The sequence below is a fragment of the Caulobacter sp. GW821-FHT11E10 genome (assembly GCF_058808375.1).
Genome location: NZ_JBXARP010000006.1, coordinates 199,479 through 213,385, shown reverse-complemented (window position 1 = coordinate 213,385; position 13,907 = coordinate 199,479). Strand labels below are relative to the sequence as shown.

Here is a 13,907-nt window from a genome sequence, read left to right as displayed (position 1 = left end):
GTTGGCCAAGAACTTCGCGTCCGCCGCCGACGCGGCGGGGAAGCTGACCGCCGCCGAGCGGAAGCTGGCTGACGCGAGCGATGACGCCGCCGATGCCGTCGGCCGGCTCGTCACCCAGGCCGTGAAGTGCGTCAAACAGATCGAGGACCTGGACGCGAAGCTGTCCGCCCTGACCAAGGCGGCGACGCCGCTGAAGGGCGCCCTGTCCAGCGTGAACGACGAGATGACCGAGTTGATGGCGTTGTCAAAGGATGGCGCCAAGTTCGGCGACACCTACGCCAAGGGGCTCAAGGAGGCCGAGAAGGCCGCGAGCGGCGCCGCCAAGCAGATCGATGCGCTGGGCAAGGCGCACAAGAACGGCGGCGCCGAGGCCAAGCTGTCGTCGGAAGAGGTCAAGAAGCTCGGGGGTTCGCTGAAATCCGCCTTCACCTCGTTGGCCTCGGGAAGCGATCCTTTCAAGGTGTTCCTTGAGCAAGGTCCCGCGGTCGCTGAGATTTTCATGAAGGCCGCCGATGGGGGCGTAGGCCTGAAGGGCGTGCTGTTGGGCATCGGCGAGACGGTCGCGCCGATGCTATTGCCCTTGGCGGGCGTCGCGGCGGCGGCGCTCGCGCTGGCTGCGCCATTCGCGCTCAGCGCGGCCGAAATCAACCGGGCCAACGGGGACATAACCAAGGGCCTGGGGCTGACCGAGGAGCAACTGAGCCGGGTCACCCACAAGTCTGTGACCATGGGTGACGTCTTCCAAGCGACGCTCAACGTCATGGGGCGCCACATCACCAGTGGGCCGATTGGCGCAGCCCTGGATTGGCTTCGCCAGGCGTTCGAACAAGTCCTGCGTGGCGTGATCGGTGGTGTGGTTGATCGTGTGGCCGACATCGTCGGCTTTTGGGTCGCCGCCTACGACACGATCACCAAGAACTGGAGCAATTTGCCGGCGGCCTTGGGGGCGATCTTCACGGGCGCGGTCAACCTGGTCATTCGACACGTCGAAGGCATGATCAACGGCGTCTTCGGTGGCATCAACACAGTAGTCGCTGCCGCCAACAAGATACCCGGGATCAAGCTGGCGACCTTCAAGCCTGTCGATATCCCGGAACTGAAGATGGTCGGCGGCAAGGCCGCCGAGGCGGTCTACGACGGTTTTGAGAAGAAGCAGAAAGAGGCCAAGGCCGCCATCACGCGATCGGTCGGTGAAGGATGGAAGGAAGTCAGCGCCGAAGCCGTCGCCGTTGCGCAGAAGGCCGCCATAAAGCAGGCTGGGAAGAACCCGCCCGCCACAGGCGGCTTCAAAAGTACCGCCGCCCCCCGCTCGCCGCAGGAAGCGGCCGAAGCCATCGTGCGCGACTTCTCCGATGTTCATCCTGTTGTGACGGTCGAAGTCGCCGCGGACCTGTCGGCTGCCGAAGAGGCGGTGGAAGGCCTCAAGGCAGAGATCAGCACGCTGATCCCCGTGCCGTTGATTGATGAAAAGAACCTGCTTCTAAGCAACTTGATCAGTCAGTTCGACGAGATCAACAAGCTGGCTCCGGAGGTGGGTAAGAACTTCGAGGCCGCCTTTGGCGGTTCCGGAAAGGCGATTACCGGCGTCATTGCCGCCGTGGCGACGCTTGGCAAGAGGCTCGCGGAGACGAGCCTCGATCAGCGCAAAGCTCAGGGTGCTGAACAGAACGCTGTCAAATTCACACGTGAGCGCGTGAATGCCTCGGTCTCGGGCTTCGCCGAGATGTCGATCGCAGCCAAGGACTTTTTCGATAAGAACTCCAACGGCTATGCCGCCCTGCAGTCCGTCGAGAAAGCCTATCGGGCTTGGCAGTTCGCGCAGAGCGTCCAGCAGATGGCGCAGCAAGCGGCCGATACGGTCAGCAGTGTCGCAAACTCCGTGAGGAAGGGGGCGGCATCGACTGCTGCCGGCGCCGCCAAGATGTTCGAAGTCTTGGGTCCGTTCGCGTTCCCGGCGGTTGCTGCCATGATCGCACTTTTGGCTGGATTTGGCCTTTCCGGCGGCGGAAGTGGCTCGGCCCCCGGCGCCACCGACATGAAGACCCGCCAGGACACCCAGAGCGCCGGCTCCGTCCTTGGCGACTCCAAGGCCAAGTCCGAGAGCCTGGAAAAGGCGCTCACCCATGCTCAGGCCTACGAGAACAAGGATCTCGAACACGGCAACGCCATGGTTCGCGCCTTGCAGTCGATCGACAACCAAATCGGCGTCGTGGCGTCGGCCCTGGCGCGGTCGTTCGCCGCTGGCGGCATGCTGAGCACCGAGGACCTGAACCTTGGCAAGAGCGGCTCGGCGGCGACGCTGTCGAACCTGGGCTTCGGCAAGACCACGACGCGGACGCTGCAGGATCAGGGGATCCAGTTCAACGCCGCTAACCTGAGCGAGGTGCTGACCGGCAATCTCGGCGGTTCGACCTATCAGCAGGTTCTTGAGAACACCAAGAAGAAGGCGTTCGGGATCACCACATCCAACAAGAACAAGGTGATCACCGAGACCGGCGCGCTGGACGGCGATTTCCTGGGCGAGATCACGCGTCTGGTCGGCTTCCTGAACAAGGGCGTCTCGGAGGCGGCCAAGGCCCTCGGGTCCACCGATTTCGAGGCTGCTCTGGCCGGCTTCCAAGTCGACCTGGGCAAGCTGTCGTTCAAGGACATGACCGGCACGCAGATCGAGGAGGCGCTGAACGCTGTCTTCGGCAAGCTGGGCGACGACATGGCCAAGGCCGCCGTCCCGGCCATCGCCGAGTTCCAGAAGGTGGGCGAGGGGGCGTTCGAAACCCTGGTCCGCGTGGCGCGCCAATACGAGGTGATCGACACCACGCTGGAGTCGGTCGGCATGAAGTTCGCCACCGTCGGCGTCGCATCGCTGGCGGCGCGCGAGCGGCTGGTCGAACTGGTAGGCGGCCTCGACAACTTCACCGAACAGGCCGGCTTCTTCGCCGAGCATTTCCTGAGCGAGGAAGAGCGTCTCAAGCCGGTGCGGAATTCGGTCACGGCCCGCCTGGCCGAACTGAATTTGCCCGCCGATCTGACGCGCGAGAGTTTCAAGAACACCGTCACCAACTTGGACGTCTCGCAGGAAGGCGACGCCAAGCTCTACGCCGCCCTGATGGACCTCGCCCCGGCCTTCGACAAGGTCGCGGCCGCCGCCGAGAACGCCAGGGAGAAGATCGACGAACGCCGGACCTCGATCCAGGACGAGATCGATCAGCTGACCAAGTCGCCGAGCGAGCTGCTGGCCGCGAGCCGTCTCAGGGAACGCGAGGAAACGGAGAAGCTGGACGCCAAGCTCGGCGACCTGCTCACCACGCTGTACAAGCTCCAGGACGCCGCCAAGGTCGACGAGAAGCGCACCTCGATCCAGGGCGAAATCGACCAGCTGACCAAGTCGCCGGCTGAATTGCTGGCCGCCTCGCGCGACAAGGAACGGGAAGCGGTCGAGGCGCTGGACGCCTCTCTGCTGCCCCTGCTGCAGCAGCTGTGGAGCCTGCAGGACGCCGCCGAAGAATCGGCCAAGGCCATGGCCAACCAGCAGACAAATGTCGGCATCATGCGCAAGCTGATGGCGATGGACGATGCGGCGTTCAACGCGGCCGGCGGCCACAGCACGAGCGCCCGGGACGCGGACCGTGCCGAAGAACTCGCCGGCCTCGACGCCACCGGGCAGGCCTTGATCAAGATCTACTGGGCTCGCCTAGATGAGGCCGAGGTCATCGAGAAGGCGGCTGCCAAGGCCAGGGAGGTTGCCGACTTCCGCGCGTCGATCCAGGACCAGATCGACGAACTGACGATGACCGACGCCCAGAAGGTCGAGAAAAGCCGGGCGGCGCAACTGAAGGCGGCGCTGGCGCTCGATCCTGCCCTGGAGTCGATGGTCAGGAGTCTTTGGAATGCGGAGGACGCCGCGAACGCCTTCGCCCACGCCAACGCGGTCGCGGACAAGACCAGGTCGATCCAGGATCGTATCGACGACATCGTTCTGACGCCGGCCCAGAAGCTGGCGAAGACTCGCGAGGCCGAGACGGCCGAGGTCATCAAGCTCGACGCCGCGCTCCTGCCGCTGTTGAAGGCTCTGTTCGACACCGAGGACGCCGCCAAGGCCGCCGCCGAGGCGGAAGCGGCCGCCGCGGAGGCCAAGCGCAACGCGGAAGAGGCCGCGACGCGGGCCGCGGAGCTCCAGGTCGCGCGTCAGTCCAAGCTGGCGGAGCTGTTGGACGCTCAAGGCCAGACTCAGGCCGCCAAGCTTTTGCGGCGTGCGCAGGAACTGGCGGCGTTGACCGATCCGGTGCAGCGCGCTCTGCAGCAGCAGATCTACGTGGCTCAGGACGCCGCCGAACGGATCTCCAAGGCGCGGGAAGTGCTGACCGCCGCCTACGAGAAGGAAGGCGCGGCCATCCAGGCCGTCCGCGACAAGATGGCGGACCTGGGCAAGACGCTGCGGGACTATTCGGGGTCGCTGTCCAAGGCGTTGGTCGGGTCCCTTGATCCGGCCTCGCAACGGACGCTCGCCGAGCGGGCGTTCGTCGACGCGGGCAGCCGTGCTCGTCTCGGCGACATGGAGGCCGCGGCGCTGATCCCGTCCCTGGGCGAAGCCTTCCGGGCGGCGTCCGAGGCCAGCGCCGTCGACCAGATCGCCTATCTGCGCGACCTGGCCGTGATCAAGGAGACGACCGACGCGGCCGCGGCCACGGCCGAGCGGCAGAAGACCGTCGCCGAGCAGCAGCTGGCCACGCTGAAGGCGCAGGTGAGCGGCCTGATCGACGTCGAGGCGGCGGTGGTCACGGTCAATGAAGCGGTCGCCGAGATGCAGTCGGCGCTCGTGGCGGCGCAGGCCGACCAGACACTTGTCCAGGTCGAGGCGCTGAACGAGCACCTTGCGGTCCTCTGGGACCTCAACAAGATGCTCATCCTGGTCGAGGGGGCGGTGAAGGACACCGCCCTGACCACGACCCAGGCCTTGCTGGCCAACAGCGCGCTCGAACTGCAGGCCATGGCCAACCAGGCCACGATCCTGACGTCGATCAACACGTCGGTGCTGTCGGTGAACATGGCGACGATCGCGGTCCAGCAAGGGGTCTCGGCTCTGGGCGGACAGCTTGGGGGCCTGGGCGGGCAGATTGGGGGTCTGGCGGACAAGATCGCCGAGGCCGCCAAGCCGCCGTTGGGTACGCCGGGTAACCTGACCAACGATCAGCTTTTCTACAAACAGCAGATCGAGACCGATGCGAACGGCGCGCGGATCCTGAGGGAGACCAACCCGACGGCCTATGCGCAGCTCGTAGCCTATGCGAGCGGGCAGACGGCCATATTCCCGTTCTCGAGGTACGCCCAAGGCGGCGTCTTCACCAACGGCGTCGTCAGCCAGCCCACGACCTTCGACCTGGGGCTGATGGGCGAAGCCGGGCCGGAAGCCGTCGTGCCGCTGGTCCGGGGCCCCAAGGGGCTCGGGGTTCGGATGTCCGGCGACGCCGACCGCAACGCCGAGCTGGCCGCCGAGCTTCGCGCTCTGCGGCAGGAGGTGGCGGCGCTCCGCTCCGACGCTTCCCGCACCGCCCGCGCCTCCGAAAAGACGGCCAACACCCTCGTCCGCGTCAGCCGCGACGGCGACGCCCTCATCACACAGGCGGCCTAAGTCCCATGCGAGTCATTCCTCCGCTCGGCATCGCTCCGGCGATGCTGACCTCGACGACGTGCGCCGAACCCTCGGCGGGCGAAACGGCCTACAACGCCGGCACGACCTACGCGGCCGGCGCCGAGGTCATCAGCACCACGACCCACCGCAAGTACCAGAGCCTGCAGGCCGGCAATGTCGGGCACGACCCGACCTTGGCGGCCAACGCGACCTGGTGGGCCGATATCGGCCCGACCAACCGCTGGGCGATGTTCGACCTGTTGCGCAACACCGGCACGACCGTGGCCTCACCACTGACGGTCACCCTCACGCCGGGGCAGCGGATCGACGCCATCGCCCTGGTGGGCCTGGTCGCCAGCGCGGTGCAGATCACGGTGACCAGCGGGGGATCGACGGTCTTCACCCAGACCATCGATCTCAGCGCCCGGATCGTCACCGACTGGTACGACTATTTCTTCGAGCCCTTCTCGTACAAGGGCGCGGTCGCCAACTTCAGCCTGCCGCCCTACACCAACGGCGTCATCACCATCACCATCACCCGCTCGTCGGGGAATGTGACCTGCGGCGGCGTGGTGATCGGCCAGTCGGCCTATCTGGGGGCGGCGCTCTACGACGCCCAGAACGACGCCCTGAACTTCTCGACGATCAACCGGGCCTTCGACGGCACAGCCGTCCTGGTCCAGCGCCGATCGGTGCCCAAGACCCTGCAGCAGACGCGCTTCGACAAGGCGATCGTCAACCGGCTGATCAAGGTCCGCACCGATCTCAACGCCGTCCCCGCCCTCTGGTCCGCGCTCGACGACGAGGAGGCCTCGTACTTCGAGCCGCTCCTGATCCTCGGCGTCTACAAGCGCTTCACGGTCAATATGGATCGACCGGACCAGGGGCTCCTCGAACTCGAACTTGAAGAGGTCTGAGCATGCCGACATCCCCAACCCCGATCACCGCCCTGCCGCCGGCGCCGAGCACGAGCGATCCGAGTAACTTCGCGAGCAAGGCGGATGCGCTACTGGGCGCGTTGCCGACGTTTACCACTCAAGCCAATGCCGCGGCGGTGAACGTCTACAATAACGCGCTAGAGGCAACCTCCAGCGCGAGCGCCGCAGCCTCATCAGCAAGCGCAGCGGCAGCGTCGAGCACTATCACGCGTTCGACTAGAAGTTCGAATATATCTCTAACTTCTTCCGACAAAGGAAAAGTTATTGAAGTTGGTGCTGGCAGTTTTACTCAAACTTTTGATAGCTCATCGAGTTTGGGGGCTGGATGGTCAGTTAGGTATATAAATAGTTCTACATTTGATATCACTCTGGATCCATTCTCAGGGGAGGGTATTGGGTCTCAGGGTGTTACTTCAAGTGTTGCCGTTTTGAAGCCTGGCCAATGTTGTCTAATCGTGTGCGATGGATCGCAGATTTACTTTGCCGAACTTCCGAGTAGCTATCGAAATTTTGAAGTATTCACATCAAGCGGGACGTTTTCAGTGAAGTCAGGGTGCGTCCGATACTGGGTCGAAGCTGTCGGCGGAGGGGGGAAGGGATCGACCACCGCCGGTGGCGGCGCGGGCGGTGGTTTCAAAGGTTTTGTAAATACCAATAGCAACGTGACCGTCACTATCGGCAGTGGCGACACGACCGGCTCCGGTGGCGGAAACACGACATTCGGCGGATCGACTACCGCCTATGGCGGCGGAGCGGCGAGCGGCGCGACGCCCGGATCGGGCGGGAGCGGCCTGATATCCGGCGGGCTGGTGTTCGCCGGCCAGCGGGGGGGACCGGATGATGGAAGTGGAACGGGTCGAACGGCGAACAACGCCGCTTCAATGTTCGGCGGCGGCTACGGTTCGGGTGGAACGGGCGGTAATGGCAATGGCGCGAATGGCGTCTGCATCGTGATGTGGTGAGGGCGATATGAGAACCGTTCGTATTTCCAAGACGACCAACGAGGTCGTCAACGTCGAGCTGTGGGCCGATCCGCCCGCCGCCAACGACGAGTTCACCTGGATGGCTTCCGACGTCGGAACCTTCGGCTGGACGCTGGTGGATGGCGTCTTGACGCCGCCCTTCGTGCCGCTGGCGGATCTCAAGGCGCGCAAGCTGGAAGACCTCGCGGCGATCCGCTGGGGCAAGGCCCAGACGGTCACCTACGACGGCGTGACGACCAAGGCCGAACCGGCTGTCGCCGTCGTGTCGAGCAAGCTGGAGCTGCGCCGATTGCGCCAACTCCCACCGGATGCGGCGGAAACCTTCAAGCTCGGCGAAGGTGAGTACCGCCAGTGGGGCGAGGCGGACTACGTGGCCTTTGGCGTGGCGGTCGGCGCGCACATTCAGGCCTGCTTCGATCACGAGGAAGGCCTCTTCTCCGCCATTCAGGCGGCCGAAGACAAGGACGAGCTGGACGCCATCGACATCATGTCGGGCTGGCCGTCGTAGTCGCCAACGCACCGTCAGCACCGCCTCGCCCACCGCCCCGCTCGCCGGGGCCTTTTCATACCTGGAGTACCTCATGGACATCGACCCCGACCGCCTGAGGGCGGCGGTCGGCGCGTTGGGTGGCGCGTCGATCTATGGCCTGGTGCAGTTCGGCGCCCTGGCGCTGAGCGGCCACCCGGTCACGCGCGAGGAGTACAAGGCCCTCGTGCTCAACATCGCCTGCGCCACGGCGGCGGGCGTGATCATGGCCGCCTTCCTGGTGAAGGTGGCCGCGCCCCTGATCCCGTTCGCCCTGTTGCGGGACGCCTCGGCGTTCGGCTTCGGCGTCGGCGCCTTCGGCTGGGAGCTGCTGCCCCTGATCTTCAAGGTCATCGGCAACCGGGCCCGAAGGCAGGTCGAGGGCTTGGCCGGGGAGGGGCGCTGAGATGGCGCCCCTGGACCTCTTCACCGCCGCCGCCGCCGTGGTGGCCGGCCTGGCCCTGGCCGTGCGCGGCAACATGCTGAAGCCCGAGACCCGGGCCTGGGCGTCCAGCCGCATCGCTTCGCTGATCGTGCTGGGCCTGTCGATCGTCATGGCCGGCGAGGCGATCGAGGTCTGGGGCAGCGGCGGGGCCACGCCGCGCGAGGCGGTGGTGGTGGCGGCCGTGGCGACCGCCGCCATCGCCATGCTGATCCACCTGAACGCTCAAGGCCGCCACCCGCCGGCCTGATCTCATGCGAAAAGGAGAACCGCCATGCCGACGCCTCGTGCGCGGGACGTCCCCGCGTGCGCGCTCGCGCTGATCCAGCGCTTCGAAGGCCTGCACGACGGCGACAAGCGGACGCCCAATGTCCTCGAACCCCAGGCCGATCCGATCGGCGTCTACACCGTCGGCTGGGGCTATGCCCTGTTCGACAGGGGTAGGCCGGTCAGGGACCGTGAGACGGCCTACCGGTCGTGGCGGGCCCAGTGGCCGGGCGGCATGACGCGGGCCGAGGCCGACGCCCTGCTGCGCCAGGTCGCCCAGGCGGTCCGCGACAAGGTCGTGGACCTGTTTCCGGGCCTCGCGCTCGGTGACGGCCAGCTCGGGGCCATGGTCTCGCTGGCCTACAACATCGGCGTGGGCCAGCCCGGCGGCGGCGCCGACTTCGCCGACAGCAGCGTGCGTCGGCGGCTTCTGGCGGGCGACGTGCAGGGGGCCGCCGACGCCTTCCGGATGTGGCGCTTCGCCGGCGGCCGCGAGCTGCCCGGCCTGGTCGCCCGACGCGAGGCCGAGCGCGCCGTCTTCCTCGGCCGTGTGGCCTGATCACTTCATCACACGAAAGGAGCGCCCATGCAGCGCATCGTCGGTCCCGTGACGGGCCTTGTCGTCACCATCGCCCTGTCGGGCTGCGCCGGTCTCGCCGCCGATCCGGTGGCCTTGGCCCAGGCCGTGAGGATCCTGGACGAGGGCTGCCAGCGGACGGTCGACCTCAATCTGGACAAGCGCCGGCCGGGCGGCGGCTCGCTGCGCGTGACCCGCGCCTGTCCCCCGGCGCCCGAGACGCCTGAAACGCTCGGGCCGCCGAAGCCCTAGAACTGGCTCGGATAGGCCTTGGCGGTCTTGGCGTCGTTGTACTTCGCGCCAGGGCAGTCGGCGCCGTAGCTGGTCGCGGTCTCCCCCAGATAGGGACCGCGATTGACGTCGCCGTTCAGGGCGCGGCACGAGACGGCGGTCTTGTAGACGACCGAGCCGTCGCGGCTGAGGTCGCTCATGAAGATGTCGAAGGCCAGGTCCATCAGCCCGCGCGTGGCGGCCAGGCGGCGCTGGCGGCCGTTGAACAGCGTGGTGACCTCGCCATTGGCCGTCACGTCCCGGGCCAGGGGCGCGGGGCCGGCGGCGGCGCTGGCGGCGTTGATCGCGCCACCCGCCAGCATGGCCTCCAGGTCCTGGAAGCGGCCCGAGGCGGTGCTGACGGCCAGGGCGGTGGCGAAGGCCGCGTCATAGCCGGGACCCGCGCGATCGGAACCGCCGATGGCGGCGGCCTGCGCGGCGCCGATCAGGCCGGCATAGGGGGTCTCGGCGATCGAGACGATCATGTTCTGATTGACGTAGTAGCCGAGGGCCACGCCGCCGATCGCGCCGCCGGGCAGGGCGATGACACGGTCCTTGGACACGCCCAGCGGGCCGGCGATGGCGGCGCGGGCGATGTCGGGAGTCACGCCGGTCCAACGGGCCTGGTACGAGGCTTCGATGGTCTTCTCGCGGACGACCTCGTCGGTGCGCCAGCGCACCAGGCGGAAGGTGACGCGCGCCGAGGCCAGCTTGTCGCTGCCCAGCCAGACGTCGGGGCCGCGCAGCTCCTCGAAGGTCGTGTACAGCATGTACTCGGCGTCGAGACGGCTGGGGGCCAGCATCTCGGCATGCCGCAGATGGTCGTTCAGGCTCTGGACGACCTGGACGCGGGTCGGGCGGGTGGTGATCACCGCGCCGCCGTCGAACCAGCGAAATTCGGGCGCGCCCTCGACAGCCTGGACGGCGACGTTGCGATAGAAGGCGCGGGCGGCGGAAGCCTTGGCCACGGCCAGCGGCGGCATCGGCGGCTGGCGCAGGGCGGCGACGTCTTCGCGGCTGGCGCAGGCGCTCAGCAGGCCGGCGCCGGCCAGCAGGACGGTCATGCGGATGGACTTGAACGGCATTCTGCGCTCCCCCAGATTGGCGGGCAATATCGCGTTCAATCCTAAAGAGAGCTTGAAAGGCCAAGCTTCCGGCCAAAAAAGAGCCCCTGCCGGGCAGGACCGACAGGGGCGCCAAAGGCCTTGGGGAAGGCGTACTCGGTTTAGAACCTGTAGTTCAGGCCCAGCAGGAAGGTGCGGCCGAAGCGCTGGTAGTCGATCACCTGGCGGGTGTCGTTGTTCTGGTAAGTGGTGAACGGCTCGTCGGTCAGGTTGTTGACCTGGGCCAGCAGCGACAGGCCGTCCATCGGGCCGTCGTTGAAGGTGTAGCCGACCTGGCTGTCGATGACGGACTCGCCCTTGACCATCCGGTAGGTGCGGCCGTTGCCGAAGCCCGACATCTCGCCCAGGAACTTGGAGCGATAGCGGTCGCTGACGCGGAACGAGAAGCCGTTCTTCTCATAGTAGACGGTCAGGTTGGCCACGTTCTTCGACAGGCCTGGGATCGGGGTCGAGGCGTCGGCGGGGTTCGGGTGGATCTTGCTGTCGGTGTGCGAGGCCGAGAAGACCGCGCCGAAGCCGTCAAGCGCCGGAACGATCAGGCCGGCCGGCATCGAAATCGTGAACTCCACGCCCTTGATCGAGCCGCCCTTGCCGTTCTGCGGCGTCGACACGATGCCCGTGCGCAGCTTGGGTTCGGGGCCGCTGGTGACCGGGAAGCCGGTGAAGTCGAAGACCAGGTTCTGGTCGTAGACGTAGGTCTTCAGGTCCTTGTAGAAGCCGGCCAGCGAGACATAGGCCTGACGACCGAAGTACTTTTCGTACGACACGTCGAAGGCGTTGGCGCGCCAGGGCTCCAGCTCCGGATTGCCGCCGCTGCCGCTCCAGGGCGACAGGTTGACGTCGGTCGAATTGGCCCTCGCCGGGTCGTAGTTGAAGTTCTTGGACGCGCGCATCTGGTCCATCCGCGGACGGGCCAGGGTGCGGGCCGCGGCGATGCGGATCACCTGCTCGTTGCCGAGGTGGAACTGCAGATTCATGCTGGGCAGGATGTCGGTGTACTTCTTGCCGCCCGCCAGGTTGGTGCGGACCACGCCCGTGCCGGAGCCGCTGGCCCCCAGCGCGGTCGAGCTCTGGTCGGTGTGGACGACCTGGACGCCGACATTGCCGGTGACGTTCAGGCCGCTGAGGTCGGCGTCGATGTCGGCCTTGACGTAGCCCAGCGTCACCTTCTCCTCGACGTCCCAGCTCTTGACCAGCACATCGGCGTTCGGATTGCGGACCAGGTCGTAGACGCCCGAGTTGATCAGGGCGAACGGGTCGTAGCTGACCATGCCCTTGATGCCCATGAACGCGAGCGAGGTGGTGCCTACGATGGCGTTGGTCGGAATGGCGACGCTGGCGGGGTTGCCCTTCACGCGCAGGAACCACTCGTCGTTGATGAGTTCCTTGCCGCGTTCGCTGTAGTTCAGGCCGACGTCGAGGGCCTTGATCGGGCCGTCGTTGAACGCGCGCTTGGCCGACAGGCGGATGGCCTTCAGCTCGTCCTCGATGGTCGGCTTGTTCAGGTAGCCGTCCTGGCCGCCAGGCATGTTGACCGGATCGGAGCCCCAGCCCTGCGAGCTGGTCAGCTTGATCAGGTTGGGGTCGGCGTAGTTCAGGGTCGAGGTGAACTGGGCGACGCCGTCGCCGTCCATGGTAAAGCCCAGGGTGTCGGTCGCGCCGGTGCCGCTGCGGCCGGTGCCGGCGTAGGTTTCCAGGATCTGGTCGGTGCGGTGGACCTTCGACCAGGAGAGGTCGGCCGTGACGGTCAGGTTGTCGTCGACGAAGAACTTGTTGTTCCAGCCGAGCGCCTTGACGGTGTTCTCACGCAGGTTGCCGTCGTTGCGGATGACGCCCTTGACGCCGGCGAACGTGCCCTTGGTCACCAGCTTGTCCACGGCGGTGTAGCCGGGCTGCAGCGTGGCCGACGACCAGTACAGCGGCAGCTCGATGCCGCGCATGATCTGGCGGTTGTTGAACTTCGAATAGAAGACGTCGACGGCGCCGTTGTAGTGCTCGTTCGGCTTGAACTCGAGGACGCCGATGACGCCGTCGCGCTTCAGCTTGCTGGACATCACGTACGGCTTGGCGCCGCCGATCACCAGGTTGCCGGCCGCGTCGGCGGTGGGGTAGCCCCAGGCGTTCCAACGCTCGGCCTGGTAGGGCGACTCCATGTGGGCGTAGCCCAGCGCCAGGCCGATCTTACCGTCGGCGAACTGATTGATATAGGAGATGCTCAGGCGGTTGCCGTGGGCCTTGGTGCCGGCGTTCAGGGCGCCGATGTCGTTCCATTCATAGCGGGCGCCGATAGCCAGGGCGCGCTTGCCGTAGGGCAGGGGACGGACGGTCTGCATGTCGGCGGTGCCGGCCAGGCCCTGGCCGACCAGGGCGGCGTCCGGCGTCTTGTAGACGACCACGCCGCTCAGCAGTTCCGACGGATACTGGTCGAACTCGACGCCCCGGTTGTCGCCGGTCGAGACCTGCTCGCGGCCGTTCAGCAGGGCGGTGGTGAAGTCGGGCGCCAGGCCGCGAATCGAGATGACCTGCCCGCGACCATCGAGGCGCTGGGCGGTCAGGCCGGGCAGGCGGGCGATAGACTCGGCGATCGACACGTCCGGCAGCTTGCCGATGTCCTCGGCCGAGACGGCCTCGACGATCGAGCTGGAATTCTTCTTGAGGGCGATGGCGCCTTCGATGCCGCGACGGATGCCGGTGACAACGATCTCTTCGACCTTCGAGTCGTCCTGGGCGCCGGAAGCGGGGGCCGCGGTTTGGGCCTGGGCCGAGCCGGCGACGGCGAAAGCGAGCGCCAGGCCGGTGGCTCCGCCGGCCATCAACCAGGCGCGACGGCGCGAAAATTCAGTGGTCATGAGTCTCACCCTCCCTGTCCGGCTCTGCGCTATTTGAGTGGTGCGACGGGCCGTTGGTGCAAACTACTGCAAATTAACGCGGTGTAATCAACCCAAAAAATTGCAAACCATGGTTCTTCGGATCCGCGCTTCCGGCGGAAACCCCAGGCTTGTGGCTTTCTTGCGCCACTTATGCGGGGTCATCTGGGGCGAAAGGACCGCAAATCGCTTCAAGGGAGTGGATTGACAGCTTGCGATCGGGCCTGCAAATTCTTGCAAAGAGTTGCAAAGGCGATCCGGCTGCCGTGGTCGCCGCCTTGGGA

The 13,907-nt window shown here is 66.3% G+C and carries 10 protein-coding genes; 8 read left to right on the top strand and 2 right to left on the bottom strand.

Annotation, left to right across the window (positions count from 1 at the left end; genetic code table 11):
• The first annotated feature begins 1 nt into the window (after window position 1).
• The 8 genes from AC1RRV_RS14200 to AC1RRV_RS14165 all read left to right on the top strand — a co-directional run bounded on the left by AC1RRV_RS14200 (window position 2) and on the right by AC1RRV_RS14165 (window position 9,614).
• The gene (locus AC1RRV_RS14200; protein WP_492860301.1) at window positions 2–5,629 is read left to right on the top strand and encodes a phage tail length tape measure family protein; all 5,628 of its coding nucleotides are present in this window, start codon (window positions 2–4) and stop codon (window positions 5,627–5,629) included.
• Window positions 5,630–5,634: 5 nt separating this feature from the next.
• Window positions 5,635–6,546, top strand: a complete 912-nt coding sequence (locus AC1RRV_RS14195; RefSeq protein ID WP_492860300.1) for a hypothetical protein — start codon at window positions 5,635–5,637, stop codon at window positions 6,544–6,546.
• Between the two features lie 2 nt (window positions 6,547–6,548).
• Window positions 6,549–7,529, top strand: coding sequence for a hypothetical protein (locus AC1RRV_RS14190; protein WP_492860299.1), 981 nt, complete (start codon window positions 6,549–6,551; stop codon window positions 7,527–7,529).
• Between the two features lie 7 nt (window positions 7,530–7,536).
• On the top strand, window positions 7,537–8,058 hold the full coding sequence (locus AC1RRV_RS14185; protein ID WP_492860298.1) for a DUF4376 domain-containing protein: 522 nt from the start codon (window positions 7,537–7,539) through the stop codon (window positions 8,056–8,058).
• A 73-nt stretch (window positions 8,059–8,131) separates the two neighbouring features.
• Window positions 8,132–8,482: a hypothetical protein gene (locus AC1RRV_RS14180; RefSeq protein WP_492860297.1), complete on the top strand. Its 351-nt coding sequence runs from the start codon at window positions 8,132–8,134 to the stop codon at window positions 8,480–8,482.
• Between the two features lies 1 nt (window position 8,483).
• Window positions 8,484–8,768, top strand: coding sequence for a hypothetical protein (locus tag AC1RRV_RS14175; protein WP_492860296.1), 285 nt, complete (start codon window positions 8,484–8,486; stop codon window positions 8,766–8,768).
• Window positions 8,769–8,792: 24 nt separating this feature from the next.
• Window positions 8,793–9,344 carry a lysozyme gene (locus AC1RRV_RS14170; RefSeq protein WP_492860295.1) on the top strand — a complete coding sequence of 184 codons (552 nt, stop codon included), beginning with the start codon at window positions 8,793–8,795 and terminating at the stop codon, window positions 9,342–9,344.
• A gap of 27 nt (window positions 9,345–9,371) precedes the next feature.
• Window positions 9,372–9,614: a hypothetical protein gene (locus AC1RRV_RS14165; protein ID WP_492860294.1), complete on the top strand. Its 243-nt coding sequence runs from the start codon at window positions 9,372–9,374 to the stop codon at window positions 9,612–9,614.
• Here the strand turns inward: AC1RRV_RS14165 and AC1RRV_RS14160 are convergent.
• Window positions 9,611–10,717, bottom strand: a complete 1,107-nt coding sequence (locus tag AC1RRV_RS14160) for a hypothetical protein (RefSeq protein ID WP_492860293.1) — start codon at window positions 10,715–10,717, stop codon at window positions 9,611–9,613. The genes AC1RRV_RS14165 and AC1RRV_RS14160 overlap by 4 nt on opposite strands.
• A gap of 140 nt (window positions 10,718–10,857) precedes the next feature.
• The gene (locus AC1RRV_RS14155; protein WP_492860292.1) at window positions 10,858–13,605 is read right to left on the bottom strand and encodes a TonB-dependent receptor; all 2,748 of its coding nucleotides are present in this window, start codon (window positions 13,603–13,605) and stop codon (window positions 10,858–10,860) included.
• Window positions 13,606–13,907: the final 302 nt, after the last annotated feature.